The sequence below is a fragment of the Streptomonospora wellingtoniae genome (assembly GCF_031845375.1).
Lineage (GTDB): Bacteria > Actinomycetota > Actinomycetes > Streptosporangiales > Streptosporangiaceae > Streptomonospora > Streptomonospora wellingtoniae.
This window is the reverse complement of record NZ_JAVREK010000001.1, coordinates 277,591-294,438: the sequence shown is the minus strand read 5'-3', so window position 1 is coordinate 294,438 and position 16,848 is coordinate 277,591. Positions and strand designations below refer to the sequence as shown.

Genomic DNA, 16,848 nt, shown 5'->3' with positions numbered 1-16,848 from the left:
GGCGCGTGCGTGCCCGGCGCGGCTGGCGGTCAGCGGGCGGCGGGGTCACCGGGGTCGGCGGCGTCGGAAGCGGCGGACGCGGCGGAGCCGCCGTCGAGGAGCTCGTGGAACAGGGCGCGGAAGTGCACCATCGCCGACCTCAGGTCCTCGGTAGACGCGTCGCCGCCGGTGCTGCGCTCGCTCGCGGCGCGCGCCTCGCGGTAGCGGCCGACGGTGCCGGCGTGCTCCACCGAAAGGTCGGCGATGCGCCGGTCGTCGTCGCCTGCGGGATATCCGCGCTCGATCATCAGCCGGTCGAGCAGCTCGTGCGCGTCGCGGACGGCGGACTCCGGAGAGTCGACGAACCGCTCCTGCACACTGTCCCACTCCGTCTCGAACCTGCGGCGTGCGTCGTCGGAGAGGGGCTGGAGGCGCAGCTCGGAGTGGCGCCGCTCGCGCTCGGCCAGTTCGCGCTCCGCGGCGCGGCGGTCGCCGTGCTCCCGAACGGCGCGCTCGTACTCGGGGCCGAATCGTGAGCGCAGCCGCCTGCTGCGCTGCCAGGGAACGGCGAAGACCGCCGCAGCCGCGATCAGTACGAGGACCACGACGATGGTGATCACCAGGGCGGTGTCCATGCCGATCGGCCTCCTCGATGTCGTCCGTTGCCCCGCCCGTCGCGGGCCGGGTTGGGCTTCGACCGAGGGCTACCCCGCAATGGCCGGGTAAACCGCGGCCCTTGGGGCGGTCAACCGGCCGGTCCACCTGCCAGCGCTCCGGCCTGGGACGATGCGGTGGCCGCCACGGCGATGTCGCGCCGCGGCAAGTGCCGATGCGGTCGTGCAACCGCCGTTCGGACAAAGTGACGACGCGCCAAGGCCGGACCGTAATGCGGTGCGGGCCTTCGCGAACGCGCCGAACGCGCCGAACGCGCCGAACGCGCCGAACGCGCGGACGCGATGAACGCGCCGAACCGGCCCGGGTCCGGCCGATTCAGCTCCCAAGAAGCCGCCGCGGCCCGGAACGGCGAAGCGCCCCGTCCCGGGCCGCCGGGACGGCGCGGGACGGGGCGCGGCTGTGCACACAGCGGTCACGGTACAGCGCCGGGCGCGCCCGGGCCGCGGCACGCGCCTCCGGGATCCACCATGTCGCGGGGCAGGGTGGCGTGGGGGCCGGAGGCGTTCGGACCCGCGTCAGCGGAGTCGGGGGTCAGAGCTCGTGGACGTAGGCCAGGCCGTTCTTCTGGGCGGCGTCGGCCAGGTCGTCGGCCGAGACCGTGTGGTGGCCGCCGTAGCTGCCGAGCCACGGGTCCCAGATGGTGAACGTGTCCTCCTCCTGGTCGTAGCCGCGCACCGAGACCACGTGGCCGAAGTTCTCGTCGGCGCCGATCCAGGACGCCTCCGCGCCCCACACGCCGAGCGGGATGGCCTTGTGCAGCACGCCGACGTCGTAGGACACCGCGTCCATGAGCGCGTCGGGGTCCTGGGCGGTGGACCAGGACATCTCATAGCCCTCGTCCTCGAGGTAGGAGTCGTAGACGCGCTCCATGTCGGCGCCGGACGTGCCCACCGAGTCGGTGTCCATCTTGTCGGCGAGCGTGTCCTGGGTGACGTACACGCCGAAGGTGCGCAGGCTGAGCTGCACACTGGCCGGAGCGCACCAGGAGGGCTCCTTCTGCTCCCAGGCCTTGTGCTTGACCTCGTAGCGGACGGGGGGCTCGGCCAGGGTCGACGCGGTGGGAGCGGGTGCCTGGGACCCGCCGACGACCGTGGAACCGGGGGAGGCGGTTGTAGCGGGGTCGGCGGCGGCGGGGACCGCCCCGGCCATGAGGACGCCGGCGGCCCCCAGGGCGCCGACGGCCAGACGGAAACCGTGCATGTGTACCTCCAGACGGGCGCGCGGCGGCCGAGGGAGACCGGTGGCGCGCCTGCGGCAAAACAGAACCGAAGGACCATATCGCCCGCTCAGCCGGAGGTCGAGCGCGGGGTAAGCCGGGAACCGGCGGCCGCTCGGGCGCGTCGAACACCCCGGCGAAGGCTGTGCGAAGCCGCCGGGCGGCGGCGGTCGTCGGCGACCGCCGCCGCCCGGCCCGCCGGCGCGGACGGCCGGGCGCTCAGACCCGCTCCCGCCGCCTGCTCAGGTAGTTCTGCGCCAGCACCACCACGATCAAGAACGACCCGCTGACCACCTGCTGGAAGGCCGAGCTCAGCCCGCCGATCCCGTTGATGATGTTCTGGATGACGTTCAGCAGCAGCACGCCCACCAGCGAGCCCGACACGAAGCCGTACCCGCCGGCCAGCAGGGTGCCGCCGATGACCACGGCCGAGATGGCGTCGAGTTCGATGCCGATACCGAAGATGGTCACGCCCGAACCCAGCCACACCGCGTTCAGCGCCCCGGCCAGTCCGGCGAGCAGGCCGGACAGCGTGTAAGCGGTGATCTTGGTGCGCGCCACCGGCACGCCCATCAGCGCGGCCGCGTCCTCGTTGCCGCCGACGGCGTAGACGCTCTGGCCCCACCCGGTGCGGCGCAGCGCCACCCCGCCGATGGCGAACAGCACGACCACCAGCAGCACCGGGTAGCCGACGCCGAGGAAGCGGTCCTGCACCATCGGGGTGACGGCCAGCCCGTCGGGCACCACGTAGGTCTCGGTGCCCTCGTCGGAGACGGCCAGCATCAATCCCCAGGCGCCCAGCATCGTCGCCAGGGTGACGATGAAGGGCGCCAGCCGCGCCTTGGCGATGAGCACGCCGTTGAGCGCGCCGATCAGCGCGCAGGCGGCCAGCGGCAGGGCGAGCGCCGCCAGGCTTCCGTACTGCGACGCCCACGCGGCCAGCACCCCGGCCAGGGCGAAGACGGTGCCCACCGACAGGTCGATGCCGCCGGTGACGATCACGAACGTCATGCCCAGCGCGATGATGGCGGGGAACGCCGCGCCGACGGCGATGTGGTTGAGGTTGCCCAGGCTGAAGAAGCCGTCGATCGTCAGCGCCGCGGCGGCCAGCACCGCCGCCAGGACCACCAGCGCGCCGTGCCGCTGGACGAACTCGGCCGCCGAGCCGCCGCCCCGCCCGGAGCCGAAGGCCGGCCCTCCGCCGCTTCCTCCGGGGCCGCCCGCAAGGCCCGTTCCGATCGCGGCCGTGCTCTTCACCGCGGTCATCTCCTCCCACGCTCCCTCGCCACGTAGACCGCCGCGATGATCACCGCGGTCTGCGCGATCTGCGTCCACGACGGCGGCAGGTCGTGCTTGATCAGGGTCGAGACGAGCAGCTGCATCAGCACCGCGCCCGCCACCGTGCCGGCGATGCGCACGCGTCCGCCCTGCAACGGGGTGCCGCCCACGACCACGGCCGTGATCGCCGACAGCTCGATCAGCTGACCGATGGAGTTGGGGTCGCTGGCCTGCAGCCGCGCCGTGGCCAGCACGCCCGCCACGGCAGCGAACAGCCCGCACACCGTGTACACGGCCAGCAGCGTGCGCCGCACCGGCAGCCCGGACAGCTCGCCCGCCCGGCGGTTGCCGCCGATGGCCACGATCCGGCGGCCGAAGAGGGTGCGCCGCACCACGAAGACGACGACCGCCACGAGCGCCGCCGAGATCCACACCAGGTAGGGCACGCCGAACACGTCGCCCGCGCCCAGTTCGCGGATCCCGGGGTTGCGGATGCCGTCGAGCTGGGGCAGCAGCACCAGCGAAAGTCCGCGGCCGCCGATCATCATCGCCAGCGTGGCGACGATGGCCTGCACTCCTGCGAAGGCCACCAGCGCTCCGTTGACCGCGCCCGCCGCGGCGCCCGCGACCAGGGCCACCAGCACGGCGACCACGGGGCCGTAGCCCAGGTACAGCGAGATCATCGCCGCCGCCAGCGCCATCACCGAACCCACCGACAGGTCGATTCCGCCGGTGGCGATCACCAGTGCCATCCCCAAGGAGAGGATGAGCACCGGGGTGACCTGCACCGCCTGGGTGCGGAAGTTCTCCAGCGACAGGAAGTGCGGGGTGAAGGCGACGTTGAACACCAGCAGCGCCGCCACGCCGATGTAGACGCCGTACTCCTGCAGCCACGGGACGACCCGCGTCCGGTCGATGCGGACAGCGGGCATGCCGATCGCGGTCACCGGGCGCCCCTCCTTCCCGGTGTTCCCTCACCCGCCGACGCGCCGGCCCTCGGGTCCGCCGGGCCGGCGCCGCCGTCGTGCTCCTGTGGACCGCCGGGCCGCCCGGCGCCTTCGGCCGCGGGCCCGCCGGGGGTCGTGCAGCCGGGGTCCGCGGCCGCGTCGGCGTCTGCGTCGGCGATGGCCCGCATCAGCGCGCCCTCCCGGACATCGTCGCCGCTCAGCTCGCCCACGACGGACCCGTCCTTGAGCACCACCACCCGGTCGGCGCCCTCGATCAGCTCCTCCAAGTCCGAGGAGATCAGCAGGACGCCGAGCCCTTCGGCCGCGAGCTCGTCGACGAGGCGCTGGACCTCCGCCTTCGCGCCGACGTCGATGCCGCGCGTCGGCTCGTCGAGCAGCAGCACCCGGGGGTTGAGCGCGAGCCAGCGCGCCAGCAGAACCTTCTGCTGGTTGCCGCCGGACAGCTCGGCGACCTTCTGCCGGGTGCCGGCGGACTTGATGCGGAGCCGCTCGACGAACACGTCCACCACCCGGTCGATCCGCCGCTCGGAGACCAGTCCGAACCGGGACAGCCGGGGCATGGCCGCCAGTGCGATGTTCTCCCGTACCGATAGGTCGGGGATGATTCCCTCGCTCTTGCGGTCCTCGGGCAGCATGCTGATACCGGCGGCGATCGCCGCGCCCGTCGACCGGCGGCGCAGCGGGACGCCCGCCACGGTGATCCGCCCCGACCGCAGCGCCGCCGCCCCGGCGATCGCTCGGGCGGTCTCGGTGCGGCCCGAGCCCAGGAGTCCGCCCAGCCCCAGCACCTCGCCGGGGCGGATCGACAGTGAGACGCCGTGCAGCCGCTGCCGGTCGTCCAGTTCCTCGGCGACCAGGACCGGTTCCTCCGCGCGCCGCTCGTGCGGACCGCCGAAGGTGGTGGCGCCCTGCCGTTCGACCTGCTCGGCCTCCCGCCCGAGCATGAGCGAGATGAGGCGCAGCCGCTCCAGGCCCGCGAGCGCGCCGGTGTGGACCACCCGGCCGTCGCGAAGCACGGTGACGCGGTCGCAGATCCGGTACAGCTCGTCCAGCCGGTGGCTGACGTAGACCACGGTGATGCCGCGCTCGCGCAGCCCGCCGATCACCGTGAACAGAGTCTCGACCTCGCGCGGCTCCAGCGAGGAGGTCGGCTCGTCCATGATCACCACGCGGGCGTCGGCGACCACCGCGCGGGCGAGCGCGACCATCTGGCGCGCGCCCATGGACAGGCCCTGCAGGGGCCCGGTCACGTCCACCTCGACCCCGTAGTCGCGCAGGATGCCGGCCGCCTCGCGGTGCATGCGCGCGAAGTCGATCAGCCCGAAGCGCCGCGGCTCGCGCCCCAGGAACAGGTTGCGCGCCACGCTGAGCAGCGGGATCAGGTTCACCTCCTGGTAGATGGTGGAGATCCCGGCCTGCTGCGCGCGCAGCGGCGTGTCGAACCGGGCCGCCTCCCCGAGGTAGCGCACCTCCCCGCCGTCGGGGGCGAAGACCCCGGAGAGGACCTTGATCAGGGTGGACTTGCCCGCCCCGTTCTCGCCGACCAGGGCGTGCACCTCGCCGTGGGAGAGGTCGAAGTCGACGTCGTCGAGGGCCAGCACCCCGGGGAACCGCTTGGTGAGTCCGCGGGTCCGCAGGGCGGGACCGGCGGCGCCGGCCCCGCCCTGCTCTGCGGTAGCGGTCATCGCCACCGTCTCCTCCTCCTGTGCTCCGCCGCCGGGGCCTGCGGCGCCGCAGCCCCCGGACCGGGACTAATACGCATTGGGCAGCTCTTCCTCGGCGTTGTCGGCGTCGTACTCCCGGTCGGAGATGATCAGCTCGACCGGGACCTCCTCGCCCTTGCCGAAGGACTCGTGGGCGTCGAAGGCCAGCGGGCCGAAGCGCGGGTTGGACTCGACGACGCCGTGGATCCAGCCGTCGATGATGAGCTGCACGGCCTCCTCGGTGCCGTCGACGGTGACGATCTCGACGTCGCCGGGCTGCTTTCCGGCGCCGCGCAGGGCCGTCACCGCGCCGATGCCCATCTCGTCGTTCTCGGCGTAGATCCCGTCGATGTCGGGGTTGGATTGGATGAGCTGCTCGGTGACCGACTGGCCGCCCTCGCGCGTGAACTCGCCGGTCTGCTCGAAGACGATCTCGATGTCCGGCGCGTTCTCCTCGACTCGCTCCTTGAAGCCCTTGGTGCGCTCGGTGGTGACGTTGTTGCCGGCGGCCCCCAGCAGGACGGCCACCTCGCCCTTGCCGCCCAGCGCCTCGATCATCTGGTCGGCCGCGCGCCGGCCCTGCTCCACGAAGTCCGACCCGATGAAGGTGACGTAGTCGTCGCAGGCGTCGCCGTTGATCTGGCGGTCGATGGTGACGATGGGCACCTGCTTGCGCTCGGCCTCGGCCAGCACCGGCTCCCAGCCGTCGGAGTTGAGCGGGGCGATGATCAGTGCCTCGGCTCCCTGCGACATGAGGTCCTGCACGTCGCTGATCTGCTGGGCGAAGTCGGACTGGGCGTTGGCGGTGATCAGTTCGACGCCGCGCTTCCCGGCCTCCTTCTCGATGGAGGCGGTCTCGGTGATGCGGAACGGGTTCGACTCCGCCTCGGACTGGGAGAACCCGACCTTCGCGTCCTTCAGGTCGAACTCCTCGATGCCGGCCTGCTCGGCGGAGCAGGTCTCGTCGCTGCCCGCGGCCTCGTCGAGCACCTGGGCCTGGGCGGCCGTGTCGCCGCCGTCCTGCTCGCCCGCGGCCTCGTCCTCGCCGCGGGCGCAGGACGCGGCCAGCAGCGTCAGCGCTGTGCAGCTGACCGCGGCGAAGACCGTAGCCGTGCGGCGCGGGGAGCGCCCGGCGCGGTCGGAGGGGTCGGTTGCCATTTCCAGCCTCCACCAGTGAAGGGATGTGCGGGCCGGTCGGTCGCGTCGTGCGCGCGTTCGCCGAGCGGTCGCGGATGGATGGGATCGAAGACGGGCCCGGTGCGAGCCGGTCGGCGGGGTCGGGATCGGCAGCGGGAGGGTGCCGGTGCCTCTAGCGGGCCTGCAGCGGTCGCAGGGCCGTGCGGATCGCAGAGGCCGGCGGCGGCGCGGTCGAACGGCAGGCCCGGCCCGCCTTCGACCGCGCCGTCGCGCGGTGCCGGGTCAGCTCGCCCAGGGCTCCTCGATGGCCCAGGTGGCGTCCTCGTCGAAGAGCTGCGCCGTCTCGTAGGGCTCGGGGCCGCCGACACCGGCGAGCCAGAGCTCGGAGTCGTAGTGGCGCAGGTACTGGTCGGGGAAGTTGTAGGAGCGCAGCGAGACTCCCGAGCCGGAGAGCCCCGGTTCGGCGCACCAGGTGGCGTCCTGGCGGAAGAGCTCGGAGCCGTCGGACGCCTCGCGGCGCACCCGCGAGGCGCGGTGGCGCAGGTACTCGTCCGGGTAGTTCGCGGACTCGAAGGAATAGCACGCGTCGTCGGCCAGGCCGGGCACGATCCGCCAGGTCGCGTCCCGCTTGAGCAGATCGGAGCTGGACTCCTCGACCACCTCGGTGAACGCGAGCGCGTCCTGGTGGCGGATGTAGCGGTTGTCGTAGCCGGGTGTGGTGACGCGCAGCGAGTGCTCACCGGTCGGCAGCTCGGCCGGCTCGATGACCGGGCGGCCGGCGATGAGGTCCTCGTGCGCGGCGCGTATCCGCTCCTCGTCGACCTTGATCCGCTGCCGGTCGTAGGTCCACAGGCCGTTGAGCTCGTTCTCCACGTCGGTGATCTCGGTGTAGATCGCCGCGGAGATGCCGTTGGTGCGCTCCAGCCGCTGGAGTCCCGCTGTCAGGCCGACGTAGCGCGAGGTCAGCGACTCGCTGTCGGAGACCATCTCGTAGCCGAACCCGTCGCCGGGGCTCCACTCGTGGCCCTCGGTCCGCAGGCCCAGGCCGCCGTACTCGCCCAGCACCGAGGCGCGGGACGCGGTGGCCGGCGAGGGATCGCCGGGACCGACGTAGATGTGGGAGTCGACGACGTCGCCGTTTCCGGTGTCGTACCAGCCGGAGGCGCCGGTGACCAGCCGCGACGGGTCCATCTGCTTGACCTCGTCGGCGATGCGGGCACCGTCGTACTGCCCCCAGCCCTCGTTGAAGGGGATCCACTGGGTGATCGAGGGGAAGCTGCGGTGCTGGTCGACCATCTCCCGCAGTTCGTGCTCGTAGCGGTCCTGGGCCGCGGCATCGGGGCCGTGGGCCATGGAGGGCATGTCCTGCCAGACCAGCATGCCCAGCCGGTCGGCCCAGTAGTACCAGCGGTCGGGCTCGACCTTGACGTGCTTGCGGATGGTGTTGAACCCGAGGTCCTTGGCCGCCTCGATGTCGAACTTCAGGGCCTCGTCGGTGGGCGCGGTGGAGATCCCGTCGGGCCAGTAGCCCTGGTCGAGCGGGCCCATCTGGAAGAGGTACTCGCCGTTGAGGACCATCCGCCGCTCGCCGTCGACCGTCTCGGTGCCCACGGAGCGCATGCCGGCATAGCTCTCGACCCGGTCGCGGACTTTGGCGCCGCGCGTGAGCTCGACCTCGACGTCGTAGAGGAACGGGTCGTCGGGCGACCACAGGTGCGCGTCGGGCACCGGCACCTCGATCTTCGTGCCCGGCCTCCCGCTCGCCCTGCCCACCACGTTCCCGCCGTCGCGGACGGTCACCCGCGCGGTCAGCCCGCCGCCGCCCGCCGCGCGGACCACGGCCTCCAGCTTCTCGCCCGCCACGTCGGGGGTGAGATCGACGCGTGTGGTGTGCGCCGGCGCGACCGGCTCCATCCACACGGTCTGCCAGATCCCGGAGTAGGACGTGTAGAAGATCCCGCCGGGGTCGTTGCGCTGCTTGCCGACCGCCTGCTGGCCCGAGTCGGTGGGGTCGTGCACGCCCACGATGATCTCGTTGCCTTCGCCGCGGCGCAGCGCGTCGGTGATGCCGAAGGAGAACCGGTCGTAGCCGCCCCGGTGGGCGCCGATCCTGGTGCCGTTGACCCACACTTCGGCCTTGTAGTCCACGGCGTCGAAGTTCAGCTTGACGTGCCGGCCCTTCCAGGAGTCGGGCACGGTGAAGGTGCGGCGGTACCACATGCGGTCGGTGTCCTCGGAGATACCGGACAGTGCCGACTCCACGGGATAGGGGACGAGGACGGTGCGGTCGAGGGACTCGCCGAAGGGCGGCTGCTCGCCCTCCTGGGCGGGAGCCCACTCCCACTCGCCGTTGAGGTTGCGCCATTCGTCGCGCACCATCTGCGGGCGCGGGTACTCGGGCAGCGCGTTGTCCGCCGAGACGTCGTCGGTCCAGGGGGTGGTCAGCGGGGGCTCCTGCGGCTCCCATTCGGCGGCCTGCGCGGGGGCGGCCGGCATGAGCGGCAGGAGCAGTGCGGCGGCGGCAGCCGCCGCCAATGCGGTCAGCGGGGAGCGGCGGCGCCCGGCGCGGAATCGCGGGCGGGGTTCGTCGGACGGGGACGGGGGATCGAGGTCATGGGGGAAGCGTCTCATCCGAAGCCTCCGGGTATGAGGGTCCGGTCGAGCGGGTGCCGGCGGGTCCGCTGACCGGGTCCCGTTTTTTACAACGTGGGAAACCCGGTTCCATTCATGATGAGAGCACAGTCACACGCGGCTGTCCAGACCCCGACTCGCCGCTGCGCGCAGTGCACGGGAGGCCCACCGCACCGCGGGGAATCGGATGCGTGCGGTGAGCAGCGCCCATGTACGGGGTGGTCGCCGGTGTTGTATAACGATGGAAAAGTCAGCATCGACCCCGGGGGCCGGCACCGGGAGGCGCCGAGCAGGCCGAGGGCCCGGTCGGCCCGTACGTCGGTAAGCGCCTTCATCCGGAGCCGCGCCGTGCCGATCGCTCCGTAGGCTCGGAGTGGCGCACGGATGTGAGCAGGCCAGGCGGCGCGCGTGCGAAGGAGACGCTGTGGGCATCAGCCTCAAGGACGTGGCCGCACGCGCGGGCGTGTCGGTCAAGACGGTGTCGAACGTGGTCAACGGCTATCGGCACGTCACTCCGGCCACCCGTCAGCGAGTGCAGCAGGTCATCGACGAACTGGGCTATCGCCCCAACCTCACTGCGCGCCACCTGCGCAAGGGGCGCACCGGGATCATCGCGCTCGCGCTGCCCGAGCTGGGCAACCCCTACTTCGCGGAGCTGGCCGACGCTGTGATCAGCTACGCGGCCGGCCTGGACTACATCGTGCTGCTGGACCACACCAACGGGCGCCGCGATCAGGAGGTCCTCTTCGCCCAGGGGTTCCGGGCGCGCCTGATCGACGGGCTCATCCTCAGCCCCATCGAGCTGGAGAACGAGGACCTGCTCGCGCGCGGGAACGACGCGCCGCTGGTGCTGCTGGGCGAGCGGGAGTACGAGGCGCCCCACGACCACATCGCCATCGACAACGTCGCCGCCGCGCGCACCGCCACCCGGCACCTGCTCGACCTGGGCCGGCGCCGCGTGGCCTTCCTCGGCGCCCGCCACGGGCGCGTGCGCCGGGTCGCGCACCTGCGCCTGCGCGGCTGGCGCGCGGCGATCGCGGAGTCGCCCGGTGCGGCCGACGGCGACGAGCTGGTCGCCGCCACCGACGGCTACACGCGCGGGGACGGCGCGCAGGCGATGGCCCGCCTCCTCGACTCGGGCGCGGCCCCCGACGCCGTGTTCTGCTACAACGACCTGATCGCCGTCGGTGCGATGCGCACACTCACCGAGCGGGGCGTGCGTGTGCCCGAGGACGTCGCGGTGGTGGGCTTCGACGACATAGACGACGGCCGCTACTGCTCGACCAGCCTGACCACCATCGCCCCGCACAAGCAGGCGATCGCCCAGGCGGCGGTGGACGCGCTGCTGGCCCGCCTCGACGGCGGCGACGAGGCCGCGCAGGCCGAGCCGCGCCACATCCGCCCGGGGTTCGCCCTCATCCGCCGTGAAAGTACACTGGGCCGCCCCCTGGAGTCCGGCTGACCGCGGTAGGGGTACCACTACGCGAATCCGGGGCGTCGCCACCATCGCGGCGGAACCGGCGCCGCCCATAGTGTTCCGGCTATGTCCGACCTCGTTGCGATCCGCCCCCCGACTCCCCGAACCGCCGGGTTCGGCGCCGGCCGAACGCACCAGCCGGAAACGGCCGTCCCACGTGGTTGAAGCCGTCAACGAGATCGTCTCCAGTGCCATGGCTTCGCCGTGGGCGCTGCTGGCGATCTTCGTCGTATGCGTCCTGGACGCCTTCTTTCCCGTGGTCCCGAGCGAGACGACGGTCATCGCCGCCGGGTCGCTGGCCGCCTCCGGCGATACCAGCCTCGCCGGCGCGATCGCCGTGGCAGCGGCGGGCGCGTTCGTCGGCGACCACGTCTCCTACGCGATCGGGCGCCTGCTCGGCACCCGCGCCGCCGCTCGCCTGCTTCCGGGCAAGCGGGGCCGCGCGGCCCGCGAATGGGCGGCCGACGCGCTTCGGCAGCGCGGCGGGCTGATGATCGTGGCGCTGCGCTTCGTCCCGGGAGGGCGCACCGCGACGACGCTCACCGCGGGAACCCTGGATTACCCCCTCGCCCGGTTCAGCGCATTCGCCGCGCTCGCCGCCGTGCTGTGGGCCCTGTACTCGGGCTTGATCGGATTCGCAGCCAGCGAGACCTTCGAGGGCAACCACCTGCTCGCGGTCACGATCGGCGTGGGATTCTCCGCCGGTATCGGCATCGTCACCGAAGCTGTGCGCTTCGTTCTACGCCGGCGCCGCCGGGCGGCCGAGCCCGTCGCCGCTCCCGCGTCCCCGGCCGCAGCGGTCGGTCCCGAGGTCGCGAACAAGGCTCAGTGAACGCCGGCACGCCATTGGGCCCCGAGCGCGGCGGGTTCTTTGCACCCGCGGCACGGCGGTGAGGCCGCCGCATACGGCTCGCCCGCGCACGGTCCTCGCCCGCGGCGGTGCTACCGGGGGCGACCGGGGCTGGCGACCGTGGTCTCCCGAGGGCGTCCGGGCCGCCGAGCGCTGCGGACACGGCGGCAACCGGCCGAGCGCGCACCGCCCGCACCGCGTGGACCGTGCGCGCCAGAGCGCCGACGGCTCCGAGGACGGCTTCGGCCGCGCCGGCGGCGCACAGCTGGCGGAACGCGACAGTCCACGCGCGGCGCGGTTCCGGCTCGGGCCGGTCGGACGAGAACGCAGCGGAGGACCGAGGGGCGGCGTGCCGGGGCCCGGATCCGGGCCCCGGCACGGCCGCGTGGCGAGGGCCCGCCGGGGTCGGTGCGCTGACCTGGGAGAGTTGCGAAATCCTGAGAGAACTCACATGATTCTATAAGGATTCACATAAAGTTCCGGTAACGCCTTGATTGTAACGAGGAAGTCACGACACCATGGAGGTGCTCGGCATGCCTCCCCTCGGGTTCGGCCCTCTGCTCCCGTCACGAATCGCATACCGTGTCTGCTGAAACACGATCCGCGTCCACCGCCTCCACCACCACCGCACCACCTCCCGTCGGCTCGGAACGCCGGTTCCTGCCGGAGGTGCAGGGGCTGCGCGCCGTGGCGGTGGGGCTGGTGCTGGTCTACCACGTCGACCACGACCTGCTGCCCGGCGGCTATGTGGGCGTGGACGTGTTCTTCGTGATCTCGGGGTTCCTGATCACCTCGCTGCTGCTGCGCGAGGCGCGCACCGAGGGGCGGGTGTCGCTGGGGCAGTTCTACATCCGCCGGATCCGGCGGATTCTGCCCGCGGCGAGCGTGGTGCTGGCGGCCACCGGGCTGGCGGCGTTCTGGCTGCTGCCGGAGCCGCGGCTGGCGGGGACCGCCAAGGAGCTGGCAGCCAGCGCCCTGTACGTGGAGAACCTGCTGCTGGCCGACCAGTCGGTGGACTACTTGGCGGCCGAGAGCGCGGCCAGCCCTGTGCAGCACTTCTGGTCGCTGGCGGTGGAGGAGCAGTTCTACCTGCTGTGGCCGCTGCTGTTCGTGGCTTGGGCGGCCGGCGGTCCCCTGCTGGGGCGCCGGCGGGCGATCCTGGCGGTCACAGCCGGGGTGTTCGCGGTGTCTCTCGGGTTCTCGGCCGTGCTGACCGCCTCCGATGCGCAGCCGGCGTACTTCCTGCCGCAGACGCGGATGTGGGAACTGGCCGCGGGCGGCGTGCTGGCAGTCGGCGCTGCCCACATCACGTTGTCGGCGGCGGCACGGTGGGTGCTGGGCTGGGCCGGCCTGGCCGCTATCGGCTATGCGGCGCTGAACTACGACGATCAGACGCCGTTCCCGGGCCTGGCGGCGCTGTTGCCGGTCGCGGGGGCTGTGGCCGTGATCGCCGCGGGGGAGAACGGGGGCCGCTGGTCCACGTACGGGGTGCTGGCCAGCCGTCCAGCGCGTTTCGGCGGCGACATCTCGTATGCGCTGTACCTGTGGCACTGGCCGGTGATCGTGTTCACGCTGGTGATGACGGGATCGTCGAACCTGGAGCCGCTGTATGCGGGGCTGGTGGTCGTGGTCGCGGTGCTGCTGGCCTGCGCTACGAAGGCGGCCGTGGAGGATCCGGTGCGGCGGTGGGGGCTGCTGCGCTCGGGCAAGCGCGCGGCGTCCTTCGCGGTGGCGGCCGCGGTGGTGGTCGGCTTGATCGGCGCCGGTCAGATGGCGCGGTACGAGTGGCTGAAGAGCGTGGAGTTCGATCCGGTGCAGCATGTGGGCCCCGCGGCATTGGGCACGTCGGAGCCGGAGGGATCGGGCGATGCACCGCTGTATCCCGCGCCGGTGGCCGCGAGCGACGACCTTCCCGACGTCTGGGCCCAATGCCAGGCCAACCCGGGGGCTACGAAACTGCGGTCGTGCGTCTACGGCCCCGACGACGCCGAGACCACCGTCGCACTGACGGGCGACTCCCACGCGGCCCAATGGGCGCCCGCCCTGCGGAAGATCGCGGAGGAGCGCGGCTGGCAGCTCCACGTCTACGCCAAGTCCTCGTGCTCCTTCACCCTCACCACGATGGGACACGACGGCGGCGCCTACGCCGAGTGCGCGGAGTGGAACGAGGCCCTGTTCGACGAGCTGAGCAGTGAGATCCAGCCGGACATCCTCTTCACCACCTCCAGCGCCAACAACGAGGCGGCTTCGGCGTCCACGCAGTCGGAGGGGGCCGTCGACATCGCCGCCGGAATGAACCGGCTGTGGGGGCCGCTCGAGGACGCGGGTACCGACGTCGTGGCCATCCGCGACACCCCCCGGATGGCCACGCGCCTGCCCGAGTGCGTGTCGCTGCACAGGGACGACCTGTCGAAATGCGAGAAGCCGGCCGAAGACGCCTTCTCCAACGACGATCCCCAGGTGCTCGCCGCCGAGAACGACGCCGACGCCGACATCGTCGACCTCACCGACGAGTTCTGCACCGGCGACACCTGCCTTCCGGTGATCGGCAACGTCATGGTCTACCGCGACAGCAACCACATCACCGCCACCTACTCCGAACTGCTGGCCCCCAAGCTCTCGCGGGCCCTCGACGGGGTCGTACCGGCCCCCTGACCGCCCGTCCCTTGCGGCCACCGGATGCGGAGGAGTCGAGGGGGCCGCCACGGTCGCGAGGACACGAGGAGAAGGGCCGGAGCGATCGCGCCGGAGCCGAACGAGGGTGCTGTCCGGCGCGTACCGCCATGCGGAGCCGTGGCCCGCGCGCGTCCCGAGCCGGCCGGGAAAACCGGTGGACGCCCGCGGGGCGCGGAGGTTGAATCGCTCCGCGTGCTCCACACCCGAACGCGCGGCCCGCGGCGCGGGCCTTCCCGGTCGGAGCGAAGGGGACATGATGCAAGCCAAGCTGCACGCGGGCGAACCCGATATCGACGACGATCTCGTCCGCCGGATGGTCGCCGAGCGCTTTCCCCGGTGGGCGGGCTTTCCCGTCTCGCGGGTGGAGTCGTCCGGGACGGAGAACGCGATGTTCCGGCTGGGCACGGATATGGCCGTGCGCCTGCCGCGCCGGGAAGGCGCGGCGGATGCGGTCTGCCTTGAGCAGCGGTGGCTGCCCTATCTGGCCGAGCACCTGCCGAGCGCGGTGCCCGTTCCGCTCGGGATGGGGGCGCCCACAGCGGGCTTCCCGTGGAACTGGTCGGTCCTGCGCTGGTTGGACGGCGAGAATCCCACTGTCGACGGCCTCGCGCGGGCGGGCGCGGAGGTGGGCCGCGGCTCGGCCGCCGATTCCGGCGCGGGCGCCGTCGACCCCGTGCGCCTGGCCGAGGACTTGGCGGCCTTCATCACCGCGCTGCGCTCCGTCCCGACCGCCGGCGCTCCGGAGTCCGACCGCGGGGGACCGCTGGCGGAGCGGGACAGCGAGACGCGCGCGGCGATCGAAGCCCTGCACGACACCATCGACACCCGGGCGGCCACCGCGGCCTGGGAGGCGGCCCTGCGCCTGCCCGGCCCCGTCGGTCCGTCCGCGTGGCTGCACGGTGACCTCTCGCCCGGCAACGTCCTGGTGCGGGAGGGCCGGCTCGCCGCGGTCATCGACTTCGGCGGTGTCGGGGTCGGCGACCCCACGGCCGACCTGGTCCCCGCCTGGAACCTCCTGCCCGCCGGGGCCCGCGAGCCGTTCCGCCGCGCGGTCGGCGCCGACCGGACCGCCTGGCAGCGGGCCGCTGCCTGGGCGCTGTCCATCGCCCTCATCCAGCTTCCCTACTACCGCGCCACCAACCCGCCCCTTGCGGCCAACTCCCGCCACGTCATCGGCGAGGTCCTGGCCGAGCGCGCCGCCGGCGCGTGAGGCGAGGCGCTCGACCGTCATCCCGAATGGGCCGGCGCGGCGGGCGCGGACGCGCGGCCGTAGGTCATGCGGAGCAGGAACCACTCCGCGGGGCCGCGCTTGAACCCGGCGCGGCGCATGGCGTCACCGGCGCTGGGCGTCGCCCGGAGGACCCCGGGTTCGGGGTTCGCCTTCCGCCCACCCCAGCACGTCCCGGCCGGGGAAGCGGCGTGCGGGCGGACTGGACGGCTTCGGCCCTTGAGTCCCAGGGGCCCGGCGAAGCCGACGGTCTGCTGCGGTCCGTCAGGCCGGGCGCCGAAGCAGCCAGGCCCAGAAGCTGCGGCGCGGATGGCGCGCCCTGATCGTGCCCGACCTCACCTCGCCGCTGACACGCAGCCCGGGTGCCCCGGACGCAGGCGGCCCCTTCACCTTGTTCACGACGGTGCCGCTGGAGGCCGTGGCCTCATCCAGGTTCACCCACCAGCCGCGCGGCACCACCAGCACGACCGAACCGGACTTGGCGTGGGCCTCGACGGAGACCTCGCGGTGCGGGCACTCGGCCGCGGTGAAGTCGAGCTTGATCCTTCCGGACGTGCACTCGGCCGTGATCCGGTCCGGCACCTGCCAGTAGCCGTCCCGCTTCAGCATGCCGCTCTTGGTCTCCAGCGTCAGCGGAGGTGCCTCGACGCCGGGGCGGGCCGCCGCGGGCTCGGCGGGCAGATCGGCGGTGAGCGGGTCCAGATCGGCCCGGGTCTTGGCCGCATACACGGCGGAGAGGCGCTCGTCCAGTTCGGCGAGTTCGAGCCGGCCTACCGCCACCGCCTCGCGCAAGCGTTCGGCGGCGGCTTCGCGATCGGCGTCGGCGATCCGTAGCGCCGGCGCAGCCGGCGCCGGTCCTTCCTGCGCGTCGCCCACGTTCGGCTCCCAACCCGTTGCAGTCGCGCCATCTGCCGCTGTACGAGCATACGACGGAGACCGGCCGCACACGGCGCCCCCGTCCGCGGACCGTCGGCAGCGCGGGTCGGCACCCGCCTTCGGGTCCCGCGGCGGGGGACCGTCCCGAACCCCG

Annotated in this window: 12 protein-coding genes; 4 read left to right on the top strand and 8 right to left on the bottom strand. The window is 72.7% G+C overall.

Annotation, left to right across the window (positions count from 1 at the left end):
• Positions 1 to 29 precede the first annotated feature (29 nt).
• From RM446_RS01250 to RM446_RS01220, 7 genes are all read right to left on the bottom strand, one after another.
• Positions 30 to 614, bottom strand: coding sequence for a hypothetical protein (locus RM446_RS01250; RefSeq protein WP_311543161.1), 585 nt, complete (start codon positions 612 to 614; stop codon positions 30 to 32).
• Positions 615 to 1,185: 571 nt separating this feature from the next.
• Positions 1,186 to 1,854: a C39 family peptidase gene (locus tag RM446_RS01245; protein ID WP_311543160.1), complete on the bottom strand. Its 669-nt coding sequence runs from the start codon at positions 1,852 to 1,854 to the stop codon at positions 1,186 to 1,188.
• A 235-nt stretch (positions 1,855 to 2,089) separates the two neighbouring features.
• Positions 2,090 to 3,136, bottom strand: coding sequence for an ABC transporter permease (locus RM446_RS01240; RefSeq protein ID WP_311543159.1), 1,047 nt, complete (start codon positions 3,134 to 3,136; stop codon positions 2,090 to 2,092).
• Positions 3,133 to 4,095 (bottom strand): ABC transporter permease, encoded by a 963-nt coding sequence (locus RM446_RS01235; protein WP_311543158.1) that lies wholly within the window; start codon positions 4,093 to 4,095, stop codon positions 3,133 to 3,135. Before RM446_RS01235 ends, RM446_RS01240 begins: the two co-directional genes overlap by 4 nt.
• Complete coding sequence (locus tag RM446_RS01230; protein ID WP_311543157.1) at positions 4,092 to 5,801, bottom strand: sugar ABC transporter ATP-binding protein; 1,710 nt, start codon at positions 5,799 to 5,801, stop codon at positions 4,092 to 4,094. The genes RM446_RS01235 and RM446_RS01230 overlap by 4 nt, the downstream gene beginning before the upstream one ends.
• A gap of 66 nt (positions 5,802 to 5,867) precedes the next feature.
• Positions 5,868 to 6,977: an ABC transporter substrate-binding protein gene (locus tag RM446_RS01225; protein ID WP_311543156.1), complete on the bottom strand. Its 1,110-nt coding sequence runs from the start codon at positions 6,975 to 6,977 to the stop codon at positions 5,868 to 5,870.
• 261 nt (positions 6,978 to 7,238) lie between these two features.
• Positions 7,239 to 9,587, bottom strand: a complete 2,349-nt coding sequence (locus tag RM446_RS01220; RefSeq protein WP_311543155.1) for an AbfB domain-containing protein — start codon at positions 9,585 to 9,587, stop codon at positions 7,239 to 7,241.
• A gap of 424 nt (positions 9,588 to 10,011) precedes the next feature.
• Between RM446_RS01220 and RM446_RS01215 the strand changes: the two genes are divergently transcribed.
• The 4 genes from RM446_RS01215 to RM446_RS01200 all read left to right on the top strand — a co-directional run bounded on the left by RM446_RS01215 (position 10,012) and on the right by RM446_RS01200 (position 15,800).
• Positions 10,012 to 11,049 (top strand): LacI family DNA-binding transcriptional regulator, encoded by a 1,038-nt coding sequence (locus tag RM446_RS01215; RefSeq protein WP_311543154.1) that lies wholly within the window; start codon positions 10,012 to 10,014, stop codon positions 11,047 to 11,049.
• Positions 11,050 to 11,221: 172 nt separating this feature from the next.
• A complete protein-coding gene (locus tag RM446_RS01210; RefSeq protein WP_311543153.1) occupies positions 11,222 to 11,896 on the top strand; it encodes a DedA family protein in 675 nt (224 codons plus the stop codon).
• 600 nt (positions 11,897 to 12,496) lie between these two features.
• Positions 12,497 to 14,569 carry an acyltransferase family protein gene (locus RM446_RS01205; protein WP_311543152.1) on the top strand — a complete coding sequence of 691 codons (2,073 nt, stop codon included), beginning with the start codon at positions 12,497 to 12,499 and terminating at the stop codon, positions 14,567 to 14,569.
• 274 nt (positions 14,570 to 14,843) lie between these two features.
• On the top strand, positions 14,844 to 15,800 hold the full coding sequence (locus RM446_RS01200) for an aminoglycoside phosphotransferase family protein (protein WP_311543151.1): 957 nt from the start codon (positions 14,844 to 14,846) through the stop codon (positions 15,798 to 15,800).
• 282 nt (positions 15,801 to 16,082) lie between these two features.
• On the opposite strand, the gene RM446_RS01195 is transcribed toward RM446_RS01200, so the two are convergent.
• Positions 16,083 to 16,694: a DUF1707 domain-containing protein gene (locus RM446_RS01195; RefSeq protein WP_311543150.1), complete on the bottom strand. Its 612-nt coding sequence runs from the start codon at positions 16,692 to 16,694 to the stop codon at positions 16,083 to 16,085.
• Positions 16,695 to 16,848: the final 154 nt, after the last annotated feature.